21 protein-coding genes are annotated in these 22,779 nt (G+C 62.3%); 6 read left to right on the forward strand and 15 right to left on the reverse strand.

The annotated features are described in order from the left end of the window. Window positions 1-20: 20 nt before the first annotated feature. Window positions 21-2,096 carry a tetratricopeptide repeat protein gene (locus tag VT84_RS18045; protein WP_082840482.1) on the reverse strand — a complete coding sequence of 692 codons (2,076 nt, stop codon included), beginning with the start codon at window positions 2,094-2,096 and terminating at the stop codon, window positions 21-23. Between VT84_RS18045 and VT84_RS38660 the strand changes: the two genes are divergently transcribed. Together VT84_RS38660 and VT84_RS18050 are read left to right on the forward strand one after the other, a co-directional pair. Further along, on the forward strand, window positions 1,979-2,455 hold the full coding sequence (locus VT84_RS38660) for a hypothetical protein (protein WP_157469602.1): 477 nt from the start codon (window positions 1,979-1,981) through the stop codon (window positions 2,453-2,455). The genes VT84_RS18045 and VT84_RS38660 overlap by 118 nt on opposite strands. 242 nt (window positions 2,456-2,697) lie before the next feature. Next, window positions 2,698-2,925 carry a hypothetical protein gene (locus VT84_RS18050; RefSeq protein WP_052554167.1) on the forward strand — a complete coding sequence of 76 codons (228 nt, stop codon included), beginning with the start codon at window positions 2,698-2,700 and terminating at the stop codon, window positions 2,923-2,925. 299 nt (window positions 2,926-3,224) lie between these two features. Here VT84_RS18050 and VT84_RS18055 read toward each other — a convergent pair whose 3' ends face one another. From VT84_RS18055 to VT84_RS18110, 12 genes are all read right to left on the reverse strand, one after another. Next, a complete protein-coding gene (locus VT84_RS18055; protein WP_082840483.1) occupies window positions 3,225-3,779 on the reverse strand; it encodes a HEAT repeat domain-containing protein in 555 nt (184 codons plus the stop codon). 74 nt (window positions 3,780-3,853) lie between these two features. Beyond that, window positions 3,854-4,711: a PDZ domain-containing protein gene (locus VT84_RS18060; RefSeq protein WP_082840484.1), complete on the reverse strand. Its 858-nt coding sequence runs from the start codon at window positions 4,709-4,711 to the stop codon at window positions 3,854-3,856. A gap of 2 nt (window positions 4,712-4,713) precedes the next feature. Beyond that, the gene (locus tag VT84_RS18065; protein WP_162271756.1) at window positions 4,714-5,583 is read right to left on the reverse strand and encodes a PDZ domain-containing protein; all 870 of its coding nucleotides are present in this window, start codon (window positions 5,581-5,583) and stop codon (window positions 4,714-4,716) included. A gap of 709 nt (window positions 5,584-6,292) precedes the next feature. Continuing rightward, window positions 6,293-8,221: a redoxin domain-containing protein gene (locus VT84_RS18070; protein ID WP_082840486.1), complete on the reverse strand. Its 1,929-nt coding sequence runs from the start codon at window positions 8,219-8,221 to the stop codon at window positions 6,293-6,295. 168 nt (window positions 8,222-8,389) lie between these two features. Next, window positions 8,390-8,860 (reverse strand): hypothetical protein, encoded by a 471-nt coding sequence (locus VT84_RS18075; protein WP_082840487.1) that lies wholly within the window; start codon window positions 8,858-8,860, stop codon window positions 8,390-8,392. Between the two features lie 73 nt (window positions 8,861-8,933). Then, on the reverse strand, window positions 8,934-9,824 hold the full coding sequence (locus VT84_RS18080; protein ID WP_157469604.1) for a PP2C family protein-serine/threonine phosphatase: 891 nt from the start codon (window positions 9,822-9,824) through the stop codon (window positions 8,934-8,936). 198 nt (window positions 9,825-10,022) lie between these two features. Next, window positions 10,023-10,697 (reverse strand): hypothetical protein, encoded by a 675-nt coding sequence (locus tag VT84_RS40920; protein WP_239465886.1) that lies wholly within the window; start codon window positions 10,695-10,697, stop codon window positions 10,023-10,025. A gap of 91 nt (window positions 10,698-10,788) precedes the next feature. After that, window positions 10,789-11,937, reverse strand: a complete 1,149-nt coding sequence (locus tag VT84_RS18090; RefSeq protein ID WP_082840489.1) for a radical SAM protein — start codon at window positions 11,935-11,937, stop codon at window positions 10,789-10,791. 133 nt (window positions 11,938-12,070) lie between these two features. Beyond that, a complete protein-coding gene (locus VT84_RS18095) occupies window positions 12,071-12,943 on the reverse strand; it encodes an endonuclease/exonuclease/phosphatase family protein (RefSeq protein WP_082840490.1) in 873 nt (290 codons plus the stop codon). Window positions 12,944-13,014: 71 nt separating this feature from the next. After that, entirely contained in the window at window positions 13,015-14,169 is a 1,155-nt protein-coding gene (locus tag VT84_RS18100; protein ID WP_082840491.1) for an alkaline phosphatase family protein, read from the reverse strand. Between the two features lie 118 nt (window positions 14,170-14,287). Continuing rightward, window positions 14,288-15,688, reverse strand: coding sequence for a hypothetical protein (locus VT84_RS18105; RefSeq protein WP_052554203.1), 1,401 nt, complete (start codon window positions 15,686-15,688; stop codon window positions 14,288-14,290). Between the two features lie 155 nt (window positions 15,689-15,843). After that, window positions 15,844-17,406, reverse strand: coding sequence for an NBR1-Ig-like domain-containing protein (locus VT84_RS18110; RefSeq protein ID WP_239465925.1), 1,563 nt, complete (start codon window positions 17,404-17,406; stop codon window positions 15,844-15,846). 292 nt (window positions 17,407-17,698) lie between these two features. On the opposite strand from VT84_RS18110, the gene VT84_RS18115 reads away from it, so the two are divergent. The 4 genes from VT84_RS18115 (at window position 17,699) to VT84_RS38665 (ending at window position 19,640) form a co-directional block, all read left to right on the forward strand. Next, window positions 17,699-18,148: a hypothetical protein gene (locus tag VT84_RS18115; RefSeq protein WP_082840493.1), complete on the forward strand. Its 450-nt coding sequence runs from the start codon at window positions 17,699-17,701 to the stop codon at window positions 18,146-18,148. Window positions 18,149-18,190: 42 nt separating this feature from the next. Further along, entirely contained in the window at window positions 18,191-18,673 is a 483-nt protein-coding gene (locus VT84_RS18120) for a universal stress protein (RefSeq protein ID WP_052554212.1), read from the forward strand. Between the two features lie 279 nt (window positions 18,674-18,952). After that, window positions 18,953-19,342, forward strand: a complete 390-nt coding sequence (locus tag VT84_RS40140; RefSeq protein WP_052554214.1) for a TraR/DksA family transcriptional regulator — start codon at window positions 18,953-18,955, stop codon at window positions 19,340-19,342. A gap of 91 nt (window positions 19,343-19,433) precedes the next feature. After that, window positions 19,434-19,640, forward strand: coding sequence for a hypothetical protein (locus tag VT84_RS38665; protein WP_157469606.1), 207 nt, complete (start codon window positions 19,434-19,436; stop codon window positions 19,638-19,640). 8 nt (window positions 19,641-19,648) lie between these two features. On the opposite strand, the gene VT84_RS18130 is transcribed toward VT84_RS38665, so the two are convergent. Beyond that, window positions 19,649-21,052: a sigma-54-dependent transcriptional regulator gene (locus tag VT84_RS18130; RefSeq protein WP_082840494.1), complete on the reverse strand. Its 1,404-nt coding sequence runs from the start codon at window positions 21,050-21,052 to the stop codon at window positions 19,649-19,651. Between the two features lie 34 nt (window positions 21,053-21,086). After that, window positions 21,087-22,352: a two-component system sensor histidine kinase NtrB gene (locus VT84_RS18135; RefSeq protein WP_162271757.1), complete on the reverse strand. Its 1,266-nt coding sequence runs from the start codon at window positions 22,350-22,352 to the stop codon at window positions 21,087-21,089. Window positions 22,353-22,779 lie beyond the last annotated feature (427 nt).

Raw genomic sequence — 22,779 nt, forward strand, 5'->3', positions numbered from 1 at the left:
GCAACGGGTGAAGTGACCACTCAGGTCGCTGACTCTCTGCGCCATTGGGCGAGGGTTTGGCGAACTTTCTCTGCCTCAGGGCTTTCGATCTCGACAAAGATTTTTAGGGCATGTTCAGCGAGACGAATAGCCTCGTCTCTTTGTCCGAATTGGTACCGCGCTAGTGACGTGCTGAATGATGCGTTACCCTCGGCACGTCGGTCTCCAATCTCGCGAGAAATGATGAGAACCTGCTCGTAAAATGTTAGGGCCTTTTTGTGGTCACCTATGGCTGACCACATGTTTCCTAGATTTCCGAGAGTCGCGCATTCTCCGCGTCGGTCTCCAATCTCGCGTGAAATGGTGAGAGCCTGTTCGTGGAATATAGTAGCTTTTTTCATGTCTCCCGAAGCGGCCCATGCTATTCCTAGGTTTCCCAATGCATCTCCCTCGCCGTGCCGGTCTCCGATTTCGCGTGAAATGTTGAGAGCTAGTTCTTGGAACGTAATGGCTTTCTTCGTGTCCCCTAGGGCCGCCCATGCGATCCCCAGGTTGCCCATCGCGTGACTCTCGCCATGTCGGTCTCCGATTCTGCGGGAAACGGTAAGAGCCTGTTCACAGAACACGATGGCCTTATTCATGTCTCCTAAAACGGACCATGCGTTTCCCAGATTCCCCAGTGCGCTATATTCAGTGCGCAAGTCTTCAATTTCGCGCGCAATGAGTAACCGCTGTTCGTAGAAAACAATGGCTTTTTTCGCATCCCCCAAGGCGAACCACGCCACACCCAGGTTTCCCAGTGCATTCCCTTCTCCGCGTCGGTCTCCAATGTTGCGGGAAATAGCGAGAACCTGTTCGTGGAAGGTGATAGCTTTTTTCGCATCTCCCAAGGCGAACCATGCGTTCCCCAAATTTCCCAGGGCACTGCACTCGCCGCTCCAGTCATTGATTTTCTGGCATGCGATGATTGCTTCCTGAAACCAAGTGATTCGCTCCCGGGCAGAAAGGCGAAGATTAATGATGTAGATGCCGGCACTGGAGTAATCCCGGCAGCATTCCGCTGCAAACCAATCTGAAGTTCGGTGCCTGACCGCCCAGATTTGCCCGCGGCGAATGTTGAGTTCTTCTTGATCGAAAAATTTAAGCCCGCTTAGGGTACCGTCGTTACCCTTCAAATAAAGCTTGTTTGCCTCGGCCAGAATACCGCAGTAGAAGCCCGCGAAGCGCCGCTCGGCTGCGATGATGCGGTTTGCTTCGCTGTGTGACGGATGCCCATCGACTTCATTGAACACCTCGCGAGCGATCGGTCGCATCAGGTCGTGGAGTGAATAGCGGTCGGTGTCTGCGTCGAATTGCACGAGACTGCGTTCGAGCAGGGCGGTGAGTTCATCCACCGCGGTGCTCGCGTCGGGTTCATTCCCGTCCATCAAATCCCAAACTGCTGCTGCTGCGGATGAATCGAAGTCGGCCGGGAACACGGACAACATCTGCCACCGCGCCGCCAATTCTGCATTCTCACGGACGAGTTCGCGGGCACTCAGCCCCAACACCGCCTCGACATCGCGATCCGGCGTTTTGCCCTTCAGACGCTCCAACCGCTTGGATTCATCTTTCAATGCCGCAATGTACTTTGGCAGCGACCAGTTCTCGTGCAGCCGGAGGAAGTCACCGGCTACCCGCAGAGCCAGTGGGAGCCATCCACACTGTTCAGCGACGGTTCGCAATTCGGCTTCCGTTCCCTTTGTCCCGACGATACCGCGGAGCAGCGCGAAGGCTTCGTCTGGTGGCAATACGCCGAGTCGAATCGATTCCACCCCGTCGAGGGCGAGCGCATTGCGACTCGTAACCACGAACGCGACCGGCGGCACCAACAGCAGGCTTTTGACCTGAGCTTCGTCTTTTGCATCATCCAGCAGTACGAGTGCCTTTTTGCCTGCAAGAACCCGTCGGTAGAGGGGGAGTAACTCCTTTTCGTCGTCGGGAGCTTGCCTGTTTCGGGGTGGAAGTCGCGGATGATCTGCGACATCGCCTGAACTGGCGTGAGCGGCTGTTCGGACATCCCGCGAAGCTCGACCACGAGTTGGCCGTCTGGGAAGTCGTCTTTCACTTCCCAGCACGCTTCGATGGCGGTCACCGTTTTGCCAATGCCGCCCATCCCGCGCAATGCGGACGATACCCCGACCATTCCGCCCGCGCCGCGAAGTCGAGCCGTAATCCGGGCAAGTTCGTCTTCGCGTCCGGTGAAGTCTGGCAACGACGGTGGAAGTTGAAACACCCCACGCGAGAAGCCGGAGGGCTTTGGCGCTTCGTCGGCAGACAAGAGCAACTCTTGGTAGGTTGTGGCGACTTTCTTCGTCCCGTTCAGCACCTCTACGATCTCGTGGAGCTTCTTCACGAAGATCGGTTTGTTGCGACGTTCAACCGGTCCAAGTGTTCCGGTGGAAATGCCCGACTTCTCAGCAAAATCTTCGAGTGAGAATCCGGCAAGTTGTCGCAACTCACGAATTCGCTGACCGTTAGGTGCAACGGTGCGCTTGTCGGGCGTTGGGCGTGCCATTGGGGAATCCGGTGAGATTACCAGGAGACTGCCAGTTCGTTGTGCTTCAGATTGCCAGTCGAGTCGCTTTACCATTCCCACGTCAATCGCGATTGGTTCCAGCTTACTCGACTGGCCATCGGGTGAGCACCAAATTCAGACTTGATTCAGGGAGACGTGCAATGGCAAAGAAGCAAAAGAACACGGTGCGAGTCTTCGGTATCACGATTCGCTTTGCGTCTCGTGCGGCCGGAAAAGATTCGCAGCAGTACGGCGTGCAGGTTTGCGTTACTGGTGGCAAGCGGATCGGGAACGCGGCGCGGAAGTTTGGCCGGATGCTGCGGTCGCGGCTTCTCGCAAAAGGGGCCGTGCTCGCGCTGGCCGCGGCCCTGATTGGGATCGCTTCCTGATTGTCGTGTGGTGAATGGCTGGCGACCCCCGCCCTTGTGAGCGGGGGTCGCCGGGGGCATTACGCCAGTGCGGGTCGCGCATGCCGCACCGAGGGACTGGGGGGCGGCGCTGGTACCGACCGCCATCGATCTCGACGGCCACCACGCCCGGCGTGTTCGGGATCTGTGCCTCGAGTTTGCGGCTTGTTTCGCACGCATGACGGTCCCGAAATGAGGCTCGACGTTACAATTTGCAGAGCAACACCCGATTAATATCGCGCCGGGACAAGCGCGCGTAACGTCCGCGGTCCCAGGACAGATCACCCAACTTTGTCTGAGTCGGGAGTGGGTGTTGAGGCTTCTTGCGCTCGGATAGATTCGCGGATCGCGGCAAGAATCTCCTCGCCGCGAGTTCGCGTCCACGGATCGGGATCCTGGAGCGCGAGAGCCAGCGCGGGAATTGCTGTACGGCCGTAGGAGATCAACGCGCGAGTCGCGGCGGCCCGGATTTCGGGCGAACCGAACTTCATCACCAGCAGCAGCGGCCGGACCGCGTCGAGATCGCGCAGTTCTCCGAGCACGTTTGCGGCGGGCACCGCTACTTTCGGGTCGGCGTATTCGAGTGCTTGGATCAGCGCGGCCGTCGCATTTGGCCCCTGGCGCCGGAGGGCATCGAGGGCCGCGTTCCGCACTTCGGGCATCATGTCTTTGAGCAGCACAAGCAATTCGTCGCAGGCCCACGGTTCTGTGATCCCGCCAAGTTGCTCGGCGACCCGGCACCGCACGTCCGGATCGGCCGCACGGACCTGTGCGGCGATCGCGCGTTGAGACACGCGACTGCCGCTACCCCGGAGACGCTTGAACCATCCCAACATGGGCGAACCCCTGTTTGGAAGCCGATCGTTACTGCATTGCGCCCGCTCCCTTGTGGCAGAGCGGGCATTCAGAATCACAACCCGTTGCCCGGCGTAACGGTGAGTTTCTTCTCCTTGCCGTCGCGCTTCACAACGAGCGTTACGGCCTTACCCGGCTTCACGAGTGACGCGGCCAGAAAGGTGTCGGCGACGGTATCGGTCCAGCGCCCGTCGAGCGTGAGCAGCCGATCGCCTTCCTTCAACCCGCCGACCGCCGCGGGGCTTTTCGCGAGCACTTTACCGACCACCACGCCGGCCTCTTCGTCGTCCTTGTCGCGGGAGACATCGAACCCCCACACCGCGGCCGGGGCAACCACCTTCGGTTCCGGCTTCTTGCCGCTGCTCGCGCCCATGAGCTTTTCCGTCAGACCCTGCATCGCGTCGCCGGGGACGTACCCGTTGGGGGTCAGCGTCATTTCCTTCTTTTCGTAGTCGATGGACATCTTGTACCGCGCGAAAAACGGGAACCCGATGATTCCCTCGACCGGACCGACCACGTCCGCGATCGCCGCGACCGTGGGGTGGTCCATCACCATCGTGGTCATCCCTTCGAGTTTCAGGTCACCGATTTCGAGCTTCTTGATGGTCTTCGCACCCATCGAAGCGCCGAACAGCGGTAATCCGCCCTTATCTTCTTTCGACAGTATCCCGGACGCCTTCGCGATCTTGTTGTTGACGAGGTTCGTGGGCGCGCCGGTGTCGAAGATCAGGCGGTACGGTCCCTTGTCGTTGATCTTCACCTGAATCGCCATGTGGCGCGATTTCAGCAACTCGAACGGCACGACAACGGGCTTTTCGTCTACCTTGAGTGAATCTTTTTCCGGCGGTGCAGCAACACCAACCGGTGCGATTGCGAGAGCGGCGAACAGGGAAAGTGTGCGTGCGAATTTCATGATTAAAGCCCCTTTCCGAGTTCGACCACGATCTCTTCTTCTTTGCCGTCGCGTGTGACGTGGAACCGCCACTTGGTGCCGACCCCGGCTTTCGCGAGTGCCTTCGCTAGGTCTTTGCCGGATTCGACGGTGTCCGTTTTGACGCTGGTGATACGGTCGCCGACCTTGAGTCCGGCTTTCTCGGCGGGGCTTCCTGCGAGGACCGACTTCACGACGACTTTGCCGTCTTTTTCGTCGAATTCGATCCCGGTGAACCCGCGCGGGGCGATGTCGAAGTTCGGCTTGATGCCGAGAAGTGACGTGAGCATTTTCACCATCGGTCCCATCGACTGGATGCCCTCGCCGCCCTTGCCGCCAAGCGGAACGAGCGGCGGCGGGTCGAACGCGAGCGGCTCGAACACGAGTTTGTCGCTGGTGAGGTCGTACTGGATGCGGAACCGCGCGAGCACGTTGTAGCCGATCACGCCGTGCAGCTCGACGCCGGCCAATCCCATCCCGTTCATGCCGTCGAGTTGAATGAGGTCTTCGACCCGACCGCGTGCCTTCTCGACCTTCAGTCCGCCTTCCAGCTCGAACGAATCGAAATCGACCCAGCCCTTTTCGCCCTCTTCGGCCTTGGCCTTCTTCGCGACGCCCTTCGTGATGAACACGGCCGGCGCACCCGTATCCACGATGAGATTGAACGGCCCTTTGCCGTTGATCTTCGTGCGCACCATCACGTGCTTCGTATCGGTGAGGCGGTACGGTACCTCGAACTTTTCCGCCTTCGCGGTCACTTTCGCGTCCGCTTTGGGCTTATCGTCCGCACGCGACGCGGCGAGGGGCACCAGCCCCAAGCACGCCGCGAGCACGAGCGCGTAGCGCAATCTCATGTGCGATCTCCGGAGTTGCATCGTGGAAGCACCGACCGCGGTCCCAACAGGATCGAGTCGGCGCTGATTGGACATTTCCTCTTCAATAGCAATGCTGTTCGACCTTTGCCGGTCCGCGTCGGGTGGCGGGGTGACAATTGCTAACACTTTGGCCCCCGAACCAATCCGCACGACCATTGCGGTACATTTGCCATGTGCCAAATGCCGATCTATTCAGGACTTATAACGCAAACATGCTCCCAGCCTCTGAGTCAGCCCGCGATTGTGGGCTAACAATTGCTACATTTCGACGTTTTCCCGGGCAAGCGTGCTAACATCGCGATCAGAATCACCGTCATTTTGTGTCGCTGAAACGCTTTTATCACATCACTTTCCCTGTCGCCCCATTTGCTCTCTACCTAAATTGTATACTAGTGGACATAGGAATAAAAATAATACTTCCCTCTCAACGCCCGATAGCGCCAAAGGGGAGTTTCGGTCGTGCGCCGCAGTAAACGAACTGTGAAGGATTCTATCAGAGAGGTGGGGAGAAGTGTGGCGAACCCCGCCCGCAAGGGTGGCGGGTGTCGGTGATCGCTTGCGTGTGGGCACTGATGGGCGGATGCAGTTGCCTGAGGGGGGTGTGCTGAACCACCCACCGCCCTTGCGGGCGGGGTTCGCCGTCGGTGTGCTCACTGCCTTCGTTGGCAGTGAGCATACGGTTCGGAGGTTACTTCTTGTTGGGGTCCGAGCGGAGCGTGCGGACGAGATCCTTACCAGCGGGCGTGGCACCGAGGAACCCGAACAGCATCTCATTCGTGGTCTCTTCGCCGAACCGCACGAGCTTCGGCGGGTTGCTGGGGTTGTGGGGGTTCTTGTCGGAGTTATCGAACACGGCCTCGATATCGATCTTGGTACCCGCCTTCGCGAACACGGGTTTCGCGAACCAGTACGATTCCTGCCAGTTGTAATCCCAGTCCTTGATGTCCACGAGCACGACGGTTTCGCCGCCCGGCGGGGTCATGCTCACTTTCACGCTTCGGCCGAGCAGGTGCATGTGCGGCATCACGCTGTGAAGGTTCGCGTCCGCGGTGGTCCAGACGGAACCTTTCTCGATGTGCTTGGCCTTACCCGCGGGGATGAGCGTGAGCGGGGACATTCCCCCAACGACGAGCGTGGTCCACGGCTTTTCGACCGGCTTATTGGCGAAGTACAGCCCGACCTTCGTGCGGTCCTTTTCGGGCTTCCCGGTGCGGTGGTAGTGGACCTGGAGCACGATCTCCGCTTCCTTCGGCAGCAGGACGCCGGAACCCTCGGGGAACTTGGTACCGAGTTGCCCCGGCGCCCAGCCGCCGAGCGACCCGACCGCCGGAATTTCCGGGCGCGGGGCATCGGCCTGGTTCGGAATGAAGCCTAAACCCATTGCGACCGGGTACCCGGGACCGCGGTCGAGTTCGTCCGCGGGCTTCTTGCGTTCGCGCTCGGCGGTTTCGAGCTTGCGCGCCTTACCGGTGGTGTCGAAGTAGTTGAGCGTGTGGTGAACGACGGTCGCGTTGCCCGGCCTCACCTCGTAAGCGACCACATACTTGTCTTCCTTCAGCCCCGTGGGGAGCACGAAACAGCGGAACGTGTCCTTGCCGGCCGCGCCGACGTGGAAGTCGTCGGGCACTTCGACCACGAGGTCCGGTTCGCCGAGGCGCCAGCCGTCCGGGAACTTCACGGGCGCCGGGGCGTCCTTCGGGTCACCCTCGGGGCACCCGGTCTTTTCCCACAGCGCGAGCGTGTCGAGTTCGCGTGCGGTCAGGCTGCGGGAGTTCTTGAACTCCGGCCCCGCGCTCGGCTTCCACGGTGGCATTTCCTTCGACTGCGTGTAGTGAACGATGTCGGAGGCCCAATTGAGCGCTTGCTTGTACGTCATCAGCGCGAACGGTCCCACATCGCCGGGCCGGTGGCAGCTCTGGCAATGCTTTTGGAGGATCGGCAGCACGTCGCGGTGGTAGGTCACGGTATCGGCGGTGACTTTCCGCTCTTTCGCGTCGATGTGGCAACCAATGGCCCGCGTCGCGGGGGCCGACACGTTTTTGCCAGCAGTGAGAGCTTCGAGTGCGTCCCGCAGGTCGCGTTCGGTCACCTGGGGGTTCTTCTTCAAGCGGCCGTAATACTGATTATCGATGCGCCCGCGGTACCGCAGGACGTGGTTGTGGTCGAGGACGAACGCTTCCGGCGTGACGATCGCCTTGAACGCTTCGACCGCGTCGAGCTTGCTGTCGGATACTACCGGGAACGGGAGTTTGAAATCTGCAGCTTTCTTCGCGATCCGCTCCGCGCTGTCGTCCGTCGGGACGAGCGCGAGGAACTTGATGCCCTTCGCGGAGTAGGTTTTGTGAAGTTCCGCGAGGGTGCCCGCGTAGCTGTTCGAGACCGGGCAATCGAACGAGAGGAACACGACGACCGTGCCCTTTTCGCCCGCGAAATCCCGGAGTGCGGGCGTTTTCCCGTCGACCGCGGCGAACTTCACGTTCTCGATTTCCTTGTTGAGCCGGTCCGTGCTGACGTCCGGGTCAGCGGCGGACGTGCGCGCCGGTCCCGAGAACCCGACCAGAACACCGACCAGCGCGAGAACCGCGCCCGCCAACCCGATGTGAGCCGCCCGAGACATCCGCACACCTCCACAAGACCGCAGCAACACGAGAGGCGACGTTGCCGCACTCTACTTAGCATACACGCTCCGGCCGGGGGCGGGTTTCAGGTTCACGGAAGTATCACGGGTCCGGCACTATTGACAGAGAGACTCGCTTTAGAACGTAAGAGCTTCGGCCAGAACCTTTTAGGCGCTCGCAATTGCACGGCACGCTTGGCCGAGCGCGAGCCCGGTGCCGGCCAGTGCCACCATTCCGAGCGCGAGCCGCTGACCCTGTGTACGGTAGCGGGCGAACTCGTCCGGCGCCGCACACGCCCGCCACGGCCAGTGGACCCATGATACATACGTGAACAGCACGCAGGCCGCGAGCCACACGCCAGCTTTCGCCGTCATCAGGACGAGCCACGCGATATTCGAACCGTCCCACTTCAACCCGACGAGCGCGAAGCCGGACAGCCCGCACACCAATAACCCGGCTGTCACGAAGTACCGCATGTTGTGAGCGAGGTGCGTCGAGAAGTGCTCGTAGTCGGCCCGCTTATCGAAGAACGTAAACGCTTTGCCATCTACGACGAGCGTGCGATAGAAGATCGCACCGAACCACGCCGCGGCCGACATTCCGTGAACGCAAAAAAGGAACTGCTCCAGGGCTTTCATGGCGATTCTCCCCATTGTGTCCTCACTCCTCACACCGAGATCGTGAGTGCGGACACAACAGGGAAAACGGTCTTCACACCGCGGTCGCCATCAGCGGGATGCCGTCGGGCGGAGTTGCGTTGAGGTCGCGTGCGGGGACGGGCTGCATCCGGGCGACGATAACGGTGATGTTGTCGGTGCCGCCGGCGTCGTTGGCCGCGGTAATAAGGGCGCTTGCGGCGAGTTCGGCCGTCGGCGCGCTGGAGAGGATATCGAGGATCGTTTCGTCCGTCACTTTGCGCGAAAGTCCATCCGTGCAGAGAAGCAACTCGTCGCCCGGTTGAAGGGTCGCGTGGTACAGATCGGGCGTAACATCCCTCTGACCCGCACCGATGCAGTTCCAGAGTGCGTTGCCGAGTCCGGACGCTTCCGCTTGGGCCGCAGTCAGGAGGCCGTCGTCCACCGCGCGCTGCCCAACCGTGTGGTCGGTAGTCCAGCGCTGGAGCTTGCCGTCGCGCCGGAGGTAAAAGCGGCTGTCGCCCGCGTGAACGACGTACACGCGCGGCCACAGCACGCACGCGAGGGTGAGCGTCGTGCCCATTTTGCGGAACCGCGATTGCTCGGCCGCGTCCTTGACTGCTTCTTGAACCGCCTGAACCGCGTTCTTGAGTTCGTTCTCCAGCTCCTTTTCGCGCCCGTCTTGGTAGCGGTAGAACCACGGCATCGTCTTCGCGACGTACCACGAAATCGTTTCCACCGCGAGTCCGCTGGCCAGTTCTCCGCCGGCCAGCCCGCCCATTCCGTCGGCCACAACGAACAGGTGCCCGGTAACACCCGATTTCCAGCCATAGGAATGAGGTGGCGTCAGGCTCGTCTGCGTCACTTGGAGCTGTTTCGTGAGGTCCGCGATCAGGAAGTGGTCTTCGTTATTCTTGCGCACGCGGCCGATGTCCGTCAGCCCGGCGTATTCGACCGAAATAGCCATCGGTGGCGACTCCCGCTTGAGGAAGAAACTCACGTTCTGACTGAGTTGCAAGCGGTGTGCCGTCGTTCCTATTTTTTAACACCCAATGGAATTAGCCCGCGCGTGAAATTTGGCTTGGGCTGATTCAATTACCGACTTTTCAGCGCTATTAGTTCATGCCAGTGCGAGGCTGGGTGCCAGGCGGGGATGATGTGATGTTCATTCCTTCCCGAGAACTAAATCAATCACCCAACACCCGCGAACATGCGGCCCTTCACTGCGGCAGTGGTCGAGGATGTTGTCGTTGTCGCAGCCTGCGTCTTGAAGAGCGTCCGCGAGGATCGGCATCGCGGAGAAATTGCGGGAGTCGTACATCTGCCGGGCGAGAGACAACCCGGTGTCAGTCCGCCATTCCGAGGAGAAGGTAACGGGCCGGAACGGGTTGCCGAAAATGTCGCGGATGAGAGTGGCTTGTTGCCGACGCTCCTGTTGCGTAGCCTCCAAGTATTGCGTATCGTTCAGTCCGTTTCCGACGGCCCAACCGAAGGCACACGATGCGGACTCGCCCAACCCGAAGTACCCTCGGTCAATAGGAGACTTCAGGGCGGAGTGGATCGCAAACACAAGGTTAGAATGCGAACGACCTGTGTCTGACTGCTCGGATTCGGAGAACACGCGGAATGCACGTTTCAACTCCTTTGCTTTGATTGGCCCTTCCGCCAAATTCTCGGCTACTTGGACCAATGGCGGGAGGCGGTCGTCGCTGACCAAATGCAAAGCCCGCCGACAGCAGGCACACGCGAATAATCGTAACTTGCGTTCGCTCGCCTCCTTGACCAGAAATTCCAGCAGTTCGTGTGGATCAAAGCACTTTAGCCATTTCACCTTTGTCATCGCCCGCCCTCCATCGCCTCAGCATGACCGATCCGCCGTCGTGCAGAAAGGCGAAACGAACCGCCCCCGTTTCCGTGGCTGCGTTGGTTCGTTATTCCCGCCGACCACATCCACCACTTCCGCACCCCTTCGGTCCCTGATCGTCGCCGAGGAGGGGCAGGGCGGTTTTACCCTTTTCGGCCACGATCTTGGCCCATTGCGAGCCGCCGTGTTCGGGGAGGAGTTCGAGCTTTCCCGTGGTCTGAGCGTAAATACCCTTCGCGAGCACGTACCAGCAGAAGTAACAGTGGTTGCTCGTGGCGCCGGGGAGGGCGTTCGGGTCGCGTGCCAAGATCTCGTCGCGGATGGCAGTCAGTCCGTCGCGAAAGACCGTACCCACGACCGGGTGGTTGCGCGCGAACTGAACGATCTGCTCGAGGCTGTCGGTGTAGATGTTCCCGATCGTGAGTTGGTCCAGGTCCGAAGCGAACCCGCAGCACGGCTTCACTTCGCCCTTCGGGTTCACGATCAGCGCTTGCCCCGGGCCTTCACAGTAATCCTCCTCGAACCACGTGCCGTCCCAGGAATCGCCGGGGAGTTCCTCAGCGCGTTCCACGGTGGCGAGGTGGTTCCAGCACGCGGTCATCGTGAAGTCGTCGCTCACGAGCAGGTAGCGCCCGAGCACCTTCGACCACTCGACCACGCCGTCCAGGGCTTCCGCGAGCCGCTTGATCGGCTCCAGACCCTTATTGGGAGCGCGACTCGCGTAACTCAGAGAGAGGATCGTGTCGCGTGCGAAGACCGCGCGTGTTACCCGGCAGAACTCCGCGAGCTTCTCGATGTCCATGCCGTGGAACTTGTCCACGCTCAGACCGATTTTTCCGCTGAACCCCGCGTCGCGGAGGTCCGACAGTACAGCCGTGGCGTGCTCCGCGTCGCGGTGCCAGACGCCGTTCGTCATCAACTTGTCGAACCGGAACCCGAGTTCCGCAGCGCGCGCGGTGAGTGCGTTCAGGAACTCCGGGTACAGGAACGGTTCGCCGCCCGTGAAGCCGATCGTGCCGATGCCCGCGTGGTGGGCCTGTTCGAGAAATTTGACCGCGGTCGGGATGTCGAGCCGGTCGGGCCACTCGATCGGCACGCAGCAGTGCGGGCACGCGAGGTTGCACTGGTAGAGGGGCGCTAGCTGCACCATCCGCGGCCGGAACATTCGGGCGGGTGGCTCAGACGGGGCGGGTCGCTTGTAAACGGAGGTACTCATGAGCCACTCTGAGAAGGCTGGCGAGTTATTCTACAAACGTCGGCGACGTCTGTTTGCTAACTCTCGCGATCTCAGGAGCCGTGACGGTGGGCGCGTGCGAGTCCATACGCCCGACCGTCCCACATTCTGTCACTCACCGACGGATGACGGCCGTCACCGGGAAGTGGTCCGAGGGCGTGCGGCCGTCCTTTTCGGTACGGTCGATCTCGCCCGCAACCACCTTCCAGTCGCGTGACACGCCGATCCAGTCGATCCGACTTCGCTTGTTCACGCCCGCCTTGAAATCAGTTGTCGTGCCCTCGCCCTCTTCTCGCTTCGGGTGCGCCACCCGGAAACTGTCCACGACCGGCGACTCGTTGTTCCCGCTCTTGTGGAACAGGGCCTTGTACGGATCGCTGTCCTCGCCGGAGTTAAAGTCGCCGGTGAGGACCACGGAGCAGTCTTTCCCGAGGGCGGCGATCTGCTCGCGGATCAGCTTCGCCGACTTGAGCCGGGCTTCTTTCCCGATGTGGTCGAAGTGCGTGTTTACGAACAGCACCGCCTTGCCGCCCAGTTTGTCCTTCAGCCGCACCCACGTGACCATGCGGGGCAGGGAGCTGTCCCAACTCTTGCTGCCCGCGTCCATTGGCTTCTCGCTGAGCCAGAAGTGCCCGGCGTCCGTCTTCTCGAACCGGGCCTCGCGCCAGTACAGGGCCATCATCTCGCCCTTCTCCTTGCCGTCGTCCCGACCGACCCCGAGCACACCGTACCCCTTGAGCTTCTCGGCCAGGAAGTCGCGCTGGAAGCCCAGCGTTTCCTGCGTGCCGAGCAGATCCGGGCCGAACGTCTTGACCGTCTCCGCGAGGAACTCTTTTCGCTTGTCCCAGTGGTTCTCGCCGTCTTTGGCCGTGCCGTAACGCACGTTGAAGCTCATGACTTTGACATCCGAGCCGGTCGGCCCCTCACCGGCGAATGCAGGAGCCGACAGCCCGCAGAGTGCGGCCAAACAAACAACCCGAGCAACCATCACGAACCTCGTGGGAGAATTAGTTCTGATCGAAGGCGGAACGCGACAAGTTCGTTCGCCCGCTCCGAGCGTCATTTCTTCTCGAACACCGGTAGAGGCGCTGCGACCTTCGGGCTCGCGGCGTTGAAATCTTCTCCGACCAGAGCGGCAACTGTGGCGGCGACTTGGCTCTGCGTCACCTCAACCTTCTCGCGCTCGCCCAGAGCCGGCGTGTCTGGTCCCATCACCGCGATCCAGATGTGTTCGGCCCCGGCTACGTTCTTCCCGTGATCGGTCCAATCGACCCGCGTGCTCCCGCGGCCGTGGTCGGTCGTGATGAGAAGGGCGGTCTTGTCCTTGTACTGCGGGTCTTTCTGCAGGCCGTCCCACAGTTCCGCCAGGAACCGGTCGGCCTTGTTCGCGGAGTCCAGGTACAGGTCGTATCGCCGACCGTGCCCCCACTCGTCGGTTTCGCCCAGTCCGATGTACAGCATGCGGGGCTTGCGCCGTTCCAGCGCCGACTTCGCAGCGCCCATCGTGAACACGTCGAACGCATTGTCCGGCCAGTACCGCGGGAGCAACTCCATCGTCTCGTTTAAGCCGCGCTCGCGATCGGTCAGCTTGTCGGCTTTGAGCGGCTCCCAGCCGGCCTGAATGCGTAGCCCGTTCTGTTGCGTCCGGAAGATGGAGGGGAACACGTCCCAGGTGCAGACCGCCTCAACCTTGTCTTTGAAGCCCGGCCGACCGTTCAGGAACTCCAGCACTGAGAGATTGGGATTGGCTTTCTTGGCGTTCGAGTCGATTCGCGGATCGGCAAGTCCGCAGAACATTTCACTGTAGCCCGGGTACGAGAACTTCAGCCCGTTGGTGATCTTGGCCGATGCGCCTTTGGCCGGGTTCCCGAACACTTGGCCGTGCTTGGCCACAGTGCCCCACAGGAACGGCATCAGCGCTGTTCGCCGGTCTTCAACTTTCTCGCGCAGGTACCGTTTCTTCAGGCCGGGCACGTCCTTCACGCCGCCCTGTTTGGCGTCCATGAACGACTCGTCCCCGCCCTCGAACAGCTCCTGCCAGCGGAACCCGTCGAGCGTCACAACGATGACATTTTCGGCTTTCCGTGCCGGCTCCGCGCCCGACGCGGGTGCCGTGAGTGTGGCGAGCACCACCAGGGCGGTGGATGAGATCAGGCAGCGTTTCGCGCCGCCTTTGGAGCGCACCGCGGCGCACAGGTTCGACAGGTCCAACATGGCAGCATCTCGGCCCAGAGGGGTGTGCAGAAAAAGTACGAACCGCGTCGGTGACGCGGTTGAAGATCGGATGAAGGTGTGTGTGCGCCCCGCCACGCCGGGAGCGAAGTAACGACTCTCAATCGTTTACGCGCTTGGCCGTAAAGGTGACGCTCCGCTCGTCGCCGACCTTCAGTCCCCTACCCGCGTCCCAGATGAGCGTTTCTCCCGGGCACACGACTTTCGCGAAGTCGGACTTCTCGACTTTCACGTCGGTCACCTGGTACGGCAGCATGTGACAGAAGATGCGCCACCCGCCGTACTTCTCGGCGGTCCGCTTGTTCCCCTCACCGACGAAGTTCACCTTGACCTTGTAGGTCATCCGGACGACGTCCTTGTCCCCGGTTTCGCTGACCTCAAGCGTTTCCGTCAGGGCCGGCTCACGGGCCTTCTCCACTCGAGCTTCCAGTGCCGGGTCGCCGTACAGCACGAAGATTTCGTCGGTGAACTCCGTGCCTTGCTTATCGCGCCCGGACACGATGTTTTCCGCCAGCAGGTACTGCGACCACTGGCGCAGCAGGAACAGCGATTCAGAGAACGTCCAGCGCCCCTCCTGTTTGAGGAACCAGTCGGCCATGTTCCAGTTCAGCTCGTACCAGGTGGATTGGACCGCGCCGATGTACTGCCGGGTTCCGTTCTTCATCCACGCCAGGGCGTAGGAGTCCTTGAAGTTGTTCCGGCCCGCGTTCACGACCCCGGTGAGGCAGTTGCCGACGGCCCAGTAGACCTTGGGGCGCTTCGCGGTGAGCGCCAGGTCCACGCCCGGCGCGGTCATGGCGAGCTTGCCGTCCTTTGCGGCGAGGAACCCTTTGCCGCTCGGGTACATGAGCATCCAGTCGCGGTGCCCGCCGTGCCCGGAGCCGATAATCAGGTCGAACGTGTCCTCGGACAGGAGTTTGTGGACGTACTTCGCGTCGTCCGCGTCGCTCGTCGGCCCGCCGGTTTTCAGCGCGAAGTCTGAGTCGGCTTTCTTCGCGCCCAGTTCACCCCGATCCCGGGTCCACTCGGTGACATAGTCCCCCTCCGGCACCCAGTTCAACCACGAGCCGAGGGTTTTGGTGAACGCGCGCTTGATTACCACCGGTTCCGCTTTCGCGAGTTCCAGCGCGTGTTCCTCATCGAACCCGGTGAGGATGCCCCAGATCGCGTCCACATACGGGTCGTCGTCGAGCGTGCGGCAGAACTTGTTCGCGACCACGGCAAAGGCCGGGAAGTTCTCGGTCGGCGGGCACACGAAGCAGACGTACCGCGGGTGGTACGCCCCGACATCCTTGCGCACATCCTCGGGAGACTTGTCGTAGGCGAACGTCTTCGCCTTGTGCTTGGTTTCGAGGAACTTGACAACCTTCCCCCACAGTCCGGCCGCGACGTCCTTGTTGACGACGACCGCGTACCGCGCGACCGGTTCGGCGCCCCGAATCGCGCCTGCCGGCGCGAGCCAACCGACCACAGCCATCAGCCCTACGACGAGTACCTGCATGGCACCCTCCCGATTGGGAAACGTGATTCTCGCGTCGGCCGACGGTGAGTTTATCCAAGCGGCACGACCGCGGGACAGTATACCGTCCCGCGCCGGCGTAGCACGCTTCACCTGTTGTCAATGACTCGTGCCATCACGTCGCGTCGGTGCGCCGGTCACTTCTTCACTCGGTACACGTGAACGAGCGGGTGCATCTCGCGCCCCACCGGGTACGCGGCGCAGCGCATCACGTACAGCGTGCGCGCTTCTTCGTCGAAGCACGCGCCGAACGCCATGCCCTTCATTTCCGCGTCGGGCTGCATCAGGTACGGGGCGGTCGCGCCGATCTTTCGCGCGCCCTTCGCCGTTTCGCCCAGCGCGCGGGCGTCGTAGAAGTACCAGTATTGCGCCTCACCCGCGTTCCCGATGTGCCCGTAGTCGTACCCGAGCCGACCGGTACCCAGCTTCGCGAACGCGATGTAGCCCTGCTTGTCGGCGAGGTCGATCAGCACCCCCGCGCGGGTGTGATCGCAGTACGTCCAGGCGCCCGCGGCGCGGCTCTTGGGCTGGTCGTTCCAGAACCCGCAGTTCGCGTTGAAGTAGTCGCCCGGGCGCGGGGCCGGTGCGGTCCCCGGGTAGCCGAGTAGAGAAGTGACTTCGGCTTTGCCCTTCGCCGGGTCGGGCGTCGCGACCACACCGAGTGCAGGGCCGCGGCTGCACGGCTCGACGATGCTGTAGTACCCTCCGAACCCGACCCCGAGCGTTGCGCCGCCCGTGTACTTGTCGGCGAACGACTTCGGTAAGCGTGTCACCCCGCCCCAGAACCACTTCTGCCGCGGTAGCATCCACGAGCCGACCGGCGCCACGGTGCCGTCCGCGTCCAACTTCGTCGCGTTCAGAACGGGCAGATCCCCTCCGGCCCAATAGCCGTGGTAGTACGTCCAATACATCGTCTGGCGCTCGTCGTCCCAGACGAACCCGCCGTTGGCCCCGTACTTCTTGTCCTTGCTCGTGAGGGCGCCCCACTCCTTTTTCACAGTGGCGGTTTTGAGCGCTCCCGCATCACCCTTCTCGAACTTGACCGGCTCCGGGACGTCCGTCTCGAACAGCACGGCTTCGGGGTGCGTGTAGTTCATGAACAGGCGCTTGGAGCCGTCCTTCAGTGTGCGGAGCGCGAGCCCGCTCTCGGAGAACCCGGCCCCGCCTTTGCCCACCGCTTCTGGCACCTTGAACGAACCGAGGTACTCGAAGTCGTCGAACGTGAGCGGGCGCTTCCCGTTCGGGTCCGGGGCCGGCACCGCACGCGGTTGCTCCTTCGCATCAGGACGCTTCAGTACCGTGATTTCGAGTTTAGGTGTGGTCTCGCCGAACGCCCCCTTCGGGCCGTGTACGCGCCACTGGAAATTCTGCTTGCCGGGTTCGCTCGGGGCACGCAGGTACGAGGTGTATGTGATGTCCTGACCCGGCGCGACGACCACTCCCTGTCCCTGGATGAAGAAGTTGGTGCCCCAAGTGAGATTGTCCGCGGGTTCGGCCGAGTGCAGCGAACTCGGGACTACATCGCGTGCTTCCTTCCACGTCTGGGTGCCGGTGTTGCGCATCGTCACCTTCGCGACGAACACTTGGTCCGCGGTCACTTCTTTCGGGACTTCCATTTTGATGTATTTGGAATCCCATTCGGGCTGTTGAGCGCCGGCGCGCGACCCAACAAAAACGAGTAGCACGACGGCAACGCACATGCGATTCACGACTGGTTCTCCGTGCGGATCGGAGCGGCTCGACGGTGGTGCCGCACGTGGTCACGGCGCCCGGGACGTATCCTATTCCGAAACACTACTTCAGAGCCGCGGCGCCCGAATTCTCTTCGCGATCCTGTTCCAACCAAGTCTGCGACACGGTAGATAGTTGCACTTCGTGTGCATACTGTGCTAACTTTGGCCCCTGAGTTGCAGTTCCCCTCATCAGCGCGCTGACCACTACAGACGGGACACACCCGCGTTCCGGGCAGCGCCTTCATTTCCGGAGAGTGCGATGAAGTTGCCCGTTCGTTCCGCGGCGTGGGTCGGCGTCACCGTTGTGGCCGTGATGGTCGGTGGGGCGGGGCGCGCCGGCGATGCGCCGAAGCCCAAAGACGATCCGAAGAAACCGACCGTGATGCAGCGGAAACTGGCCCACGCCCAGAAGGTACTTGAGGGACTGGCGACGAACGATTTCAAGAAGATCGATACCGGTGCCGACGGGCTCATCGAGTGCGTTAAAGATGCCACCTGGAAGATCAACGAAACCGATAAGTACCTGCTGTACAGCAACGAATTCATGCGCCGGTCCGAGACCCTCAAGAAAGCGGCGAAGGACAAGAACACGGACGCCGCGGCGCTAGCGTATGTGGACCTCACGCTCACCTGTGTGCGGTGCCACCAGCACTTGCGCGAAGAGCGCATGACCGCGGCTCCCGGTTCCACAGGTGTTGTGCGCAAGTAACGGAGCCCGCAGCGTTTCGGGCTTACTTTTTTGGAGGACACCATGCTTCCCATCCGAACTATTCTTTACCCGACCGACTTCTCGGACGCGGCGTCATCGGCGTTCGAGCTGGCATGTGCATTGGCCCGTGATTACGGCGCGACTCTGATCGCCGTTCACGTCATTCCTCCTCCGCACGTCTTCGCGGGGGATGGCATGGGCATCGCCGCACCGGTCGAAGACCCGGAAGAAGCCGCCGCGCGATTGGCAGCCCTCGGCACTAGTGGGCACGGCGGGCGATTCGAGTACCGGTTGCTCGATGGCGATCCGACGGAGCAAATCCTTAAAGTCGCAGGTGATACGAGCGCGGACGTGATCGTGATGGGCACGCACGGATCGAGTGGCCTGATGCGCCTGCTCATGGGCAGCATCGCCGAAAGTGTTATGCGGAAGGCCCCGTGCCCCGTGCTCACCGTTCGCGGTCAGTTCCATCGGCCATTAGACTCGTCCGCCCCTCGTGCGGCGCAGGAAGTCGCTTCGGTTTGATGTTCTGGGAATTGACTGGTTCGCGTCTCAACGGCCCCGCAGTGCGGGGTCGTTGTCATTTTGCACAGTGGGTTAGGCGTGTCTGTATGGGTGTGCGGAGTCGTCACACTGTTGTGGCTCCTACGCACACCGATGGCGCGGTGAGCACATCTTGATCCCCGCAAGTCCCGACTTTTTAGCGTTTTTAAGCGGTTTGTTGCACTCGAACGGCTCCGGCACGGGCGTTGCCTAAAGGTGTATCAATCTGTGGAACCCCCAACTTGATGAACGAGGGCCGTCATGACCCACACACACCTGAGCACACTGGCGCTGCGGACGTACCGGCAGAGACTGCGCGATTTGGTTTCGCGCCTGTCCGACGGCGTGACCCGGCTCGAAGCCGAGGGCTTGCGGGCGCCTGCGGGGACGGAGCGGGTCGAAGACATGCCCGCGCACGAGGCCGACCGTGCCGCACGCGAAACCGAAGAGGACGTGGCCCGCACGCTCTTCGCGAACGAGGAACAGATTCTGGCCGAAGCCACGGCCGCGCTGGAGCGGATCGACGCGGGCACGTTCGGAACCTGTACTCAGTGCGGGCACGCGATCACGAAAGCGCGGCTCGACGCAGTGCCCTACGCCCGCGTGTGCGTTCGCTGCGCACGTGCGGAGGCCGCGCAGTCGGCACTTTGAGTTACTTGATCCACGCGAATTTTAACGGGAACCGCTCGCGCACCACCTCAGCGTCGGTTCCATCACACGTGAGGTGGCGAGGGTAAGAACCATGCCAACGGGACTTGAGGCTTCTGAAATCATTGCCATCTCTGCGATGTGTGCGATCGGTTGGCTCAGCATCGCGTCTATGATCGGTGTGACGCTCGCGTGGTGGGTGTGTCGGGAGCGCGATATTGTCGCGGTTCCCGCACCCGCTCCGGCTGCCACATCGGAACCGGTTCGCGAAGGAACTCACGCGGCCCCGACGTATGCGTAAGCGGTGGGTTATTCGCTCTCCGCGGCGAGCCGGTGCTTTTCGATCAGGCGGTACAGCGTTCGGCGGCTCACGCCGAGTGCCTTGGCCGCCTGGACCTTATTTCCGCCGTGGCGCCGGAGCACGTCCGCAACGTGGTACCGCTCCATGCGGTCCAGGTCGTCGGGGCTGGTGGCAACCGGGGGCTGTGGTTCGGCTCCGGGGACCGCGGCGCGACTCGCAAGCACAGTTTCGGGCAAGTCGTCGGGGGTGATCGTGGTGCCCTCGGCCAGAATCTGGGCGCGCTCCAGGACGTTCGCGAGTTCACGGATGTTCCCGGGCCAGTCGTATGAACACAACGCGGCACGGGCTGTCGGGTCTACGGTCATGAGTCCGCGCCCCACCTGGCGCGTGTGCAAGAAGTGGGCGATCAGTTCGGGGATGTCTTCGCGCCGCTCTTTTAGTGGCGGAAGCGTGATGGAAATTACATTGAGCCGGAAGAACAGATCCTCGCGGAACCGCCCGGCCGCTTGCTCGGCTTCGAGCGGCTTGTTCGTGGCCGCGATCACGCGCACGTCGGCGCGCTTCTCCTGCGTACTCCCGACCCGGCGGTAGTGCCCGTCTTCCAGCACCCGGAGGAGCTTGGCTTGAAGGGCAGGGGCCATTTCCGCGACTTCGTCGACGAACAGAGTGCCGCCCTCGGCCACCTCGAACAAGCCCGGTTTAGTGCGATCGGCCCCGGTGAACGCGCCCCTTTCGTGCCCGAACAGCTCGCTCTCCAGCAGGCTCTCTTGCAGCGTCGCGCAGTTCACGGTGACGAGCGGTTTGTCGCGCCGGGCGCTGTTGCCGTGGATCGCCCGGGCGATCAGTTCCTTGCCGGTTCCGCTCGGCCCGCGCACGAGGACGCCCGCGTTCGTCGGTGCCACTTTCTCGATCATCTGAACGATCTTCCGCACGGCCGGGCTGCTCCCGACGATCCGGTAGCGCTCGGACTCGAACGTGAGCCGCTGGACGAAGCGCCGGAGCCGGATGTTCTCGACCCGGAGCCGGCGCACTTCCAATGCGCGGTCCAGCACGGGCATCACCTGCTGGAGCCGGAACGGTTTGAGAATGTAGTCGAACGCGCCGGCCTTCATCGCCTCGACCGCGGTCTGGATCGTGCCCTGACCGGTCATGATGACGCCCACGAGGTGCGGGTCGATCTCCAGGCACTTGCGGAGCAACTGGATGCCGTCGGTCCCGGGCATCATCAGGTCCGAGAGTAGCACGTCGCACTCGTTCTCGCGGAGCGCGTCCGGGGCGAGTGCCGGGTCCGACAACCCTTGAACCTCGAACCCCTCGTCGGTGAGCGACTCGCACAGGGCGCGCATTAGCTCGACTTCATCGTCCACCACGAGTATGTGGCCGCGCGGCTTCTTGTTTCCGGTTTCGGTCATAGAGACGGCATCCGTTGGTGCGTTCGTGTGCGGGTCAGTCGCGCAGGCGCGCGACGTTCGTGTCCGGGCGGATCGGGAGCGTGATGCGGATCGTGGTCCCCTCGTTCACGCGGCTCTCGACTTCGAGCGTGCCGTTGTGCTGCTGGACGATGCGCCGGCAGATGGCCAAACCCAGTCCGGTGCCCTTGCCGTCTTCCTTTGTGGTGAAGAACGGCTCGAACACCCGGTCCTTGAGTTCGGAGGGGATGCCCACGCCCGTGTCCGTGACCTCGATCACCACGGCCGGCAACCCGTCGGGCAGGCGCCCGGGGCGCACGCGCGGCACCAGCGTCCCGCCCTTGGGCATCGCGTCGACCGCGTTGGTGAACAGGTTCAAGAAGACCTGGCGCAAGTGTTGGCGGTCCGCGTGGATCGGGGTGACGAGCCGGTCGAACTCCGGTTGCACCCGGACCCCGTGTTTTCGCAAGTGGTGCCCGATCAATTCGACCGTTTTGGTGACTTCTTCGCAGACGTCGACAGTGGAGACTTGCTCCCGCCCGGCGCGGCTGAACTGGAGCAGGTTGGACACCAGCCCGGCCATACGTTCCACTTCGCTCTCGACGATTTCCAGGGGCTTGCGCCGGGGATCGTCGGGGCGCGTTTTGGCGATCAGTCCCTCGATCCGCAGACTTACCGTACCGAGCGGGTTGTTCAGTTCGTGGGCGATGCTCGCGGCCAGTTCCCCGACACCCGCGAGTTTGGCCGCTTGCCACAACTGTTGTGTGGTGGCACGCAGTTCCTCGGTTCGGGTTTGGAGGTCCGTGAGCGCTTGCTCGCGCTGGCGGGCCGTTTCGTGGAGTTGCGCGTCCGCACGGGTGCGGGCTTCGGTGAGTTCCGCCTGTGCCCGGAGGTGCTCCAGTTCCCGCTGGACCGCCTCGAACCGCTTGCGCTCGGTCACGTCTCGGACGATCGCGGTGAAGAGCATGTCTACACCGGTGCCGAACTTCGAGATCGAGATCTCGGCCGGGAACTCGGACCCATCCTTGCGCTTGCCGAACACTTCCCGGCGCTCGCCCATCAACCGGGCCGGGGCCGGGGACCGCGCGAACTCCTCCACCTGTCCGTGGTGGGGCGCGCGGAACCGGTCGGGGAGGAGCAGGTCCAGCGGGCGCCCGACCACCTCGTTCGGGTCGTACCCGAACAACTTGGCCGCGCCGCAATTGAACAGGACGATGTCCTGGCGCACGTCGACGGTCACGACGCCGTCTTCGGTGATGTCCAGGATTTGGGCCAATTGGTCGAGGGAAATACGTGTGGTCACAGCGCTCCTGCGCCCCGCAGTGTCGGACAGAATGACGGTGTACTTCATCATGGTTACGGACCGGGGCGCGTGTCAACGAACTTCAACCCGGTGGGCGAACTAGCGCGGGGGGACTTTGCGCAATAGGAGGTGCGTCAGCCCGACGAGCATGGTGAGCAGCACGGCCCCGAAGCCCAACATAATCAGCACTTGTACCACGGTTTGCATCGCAGCCTCCGGAGTGGATGGGGTGCCGGGCGCTATCGCAATCCGGGTGCCGGTCGCAGCGGCATCGGGAGGTAGGGATCGTGCCGGGTTTTCGTGCTCTTGGACCGTCCGTTTCGTGGTGCTCGTGTGTCACAGCGGCACACCGCGTCGCGCCGGGTGTGCGACGCGGGCACGCTTCCGCGCTTTCATTCGCCACAATCCGGTTGAACCCGGGCCGGAA

The organism is Gemmata sp. SH-PL17 (genome assembly GCF_001610855.1).
Lineage (GTDB): Bacteria > Planctomycetota > Planctomycetia > Gemmatales > Gemmataceae > Gemmata > Gemmata massiliana.

Excerpts from the sequence above, each read along its gene's own strand:
- VT84_RS18050 (WP_052554167.1), top strand. The coding sequence starts at position 2,698 with ATGGCAAAGAAGCAAAAGAACACGGTGCGAGTCTTCGGTATCACGATT.
- VT84_RS18055 (WP_082840483.1), bottom strand. The coding sequence starts at position 3,779 with ATGTTGGGATGGTTCAAGCGTCTCCGGGGTAGCGGCAGTCGCGTGTCT.
- VT84_RS18060 (WP_082840484.1), bottom strand. The coding sequence starts at position 4,711 with ATGAAATTCGCACGCACACTTTCCCTGTTCGCCGCTCTCGCAATCGCA.
- VT84_RS18065 (WP_162271756.1), bottom strand. The coding sequence starts at position 5,583 with ATGAGATTGCGCTACGCGCTCGTGCTCGCGGCGTGCTTGGGGCTGGTG.
- VT84_RS18070 (WP_082840486.1), bottom strand. The coding sequence starts at position 8,221 with ATGTCTCGGGCGGCTCACATCGGGTTGGCGGGCGCGGTTCTCGCGCTG.
- VT84_RS18075 (WP_082840487.1), bottom strand. The coding sequence starts at position 8,860 with ATGAAAGCCCTGGAGCAGTTCCTTTTTTGCGTTCACGGAATGTCGGCC.
- VT84_RS18080 (WP_157469604.1), bottom strand. The coding sequence starts at position 9,824 with ATGGCTATTTCGGTCGAATACGCCGGGCTGACGGACATCGGCCGCGTG.
- VT84_RS40920 (WP_239465886.1), bottom strand. The coding sequence starts at position 10,697 with ATGACAAAGGTGAAATGGCTAAAGTGCTTTGATCCACACGAACTGCTG.
- VT84_RS18090 (WP_082840489.1), bottom strand. The coding sequence starts at position 11,937 with ATGAGTACCTCCGTTTACAAGCGACCCGCCCCGTCTGAGCCACCCGCC.
- VT84_RS18095 (WP_082840490.1), bottom strand. The coding sequence starts at position 12,943 with ATGGTTGCTCGGGTTGTTTGTTTGGCCGCACTCTGCGGGCTGTCGGCT.
- VT84_RS18100 (WP_082840491.1), bottom strand. The coding sequence starts at position 14,169 with ATGTTGGACCTGTCGAACCTGTGCGCCGCGGTGCGCTCCAAAGGCGGC.
- VT84_RS18105 (WP_052554203.1), bottom strand. The coding sequence starts at position 15,688 with ATGCAGGTACTCGTCGTAGGGCTGATGGCTGTGGTCGGTTGGCTCGCG.
- VT84_RS18110 (WP_239465925.1), bottom strand. The coding sequence starts at position 17,406 with ATGTGCGTTGCCGTCGTGCTACTCGTTTTTGTTGGGTCGCGCGCCGGC.
- VT84_RS18115 (WP_082840493.1), top strand. The coding sequence starts at position 17,699 with ATGAAGTTGCCCGTTCGTTCCGCGGCGTGGGTCGGCGTCACCGTTGTG.
- VT84_RS18120 (WP_052554212.1), top strand. The coding sequence starts at position 18,191 with ATGCTTCCCATCCGAACTATTCTTTACCCGACCGACTTCTCGGACGCG.
- VT84_RS40140 (WP_052554214.1), top strand. The coding sequence starts at position 18,953 with ATGACCCACACACACCTGAGCACACTGGCGCTGCGGACGTACCGGCAG.
- VT84_RS38665 (WP_157469606.1), top strand. The coding sequence starts at position 19,434 with ATGCCAACGGGACTTGAGGCTTCTGAAATCATTGCCATCTCTGCGATG.
- VT84_RS18130 (WP_082840494.1), bottom strand. The coding sequence starts at position 21,052 with ATGACCGAAACCGGAAACAAGAAGCCGCGCGGCCACATACTCGTGGTG.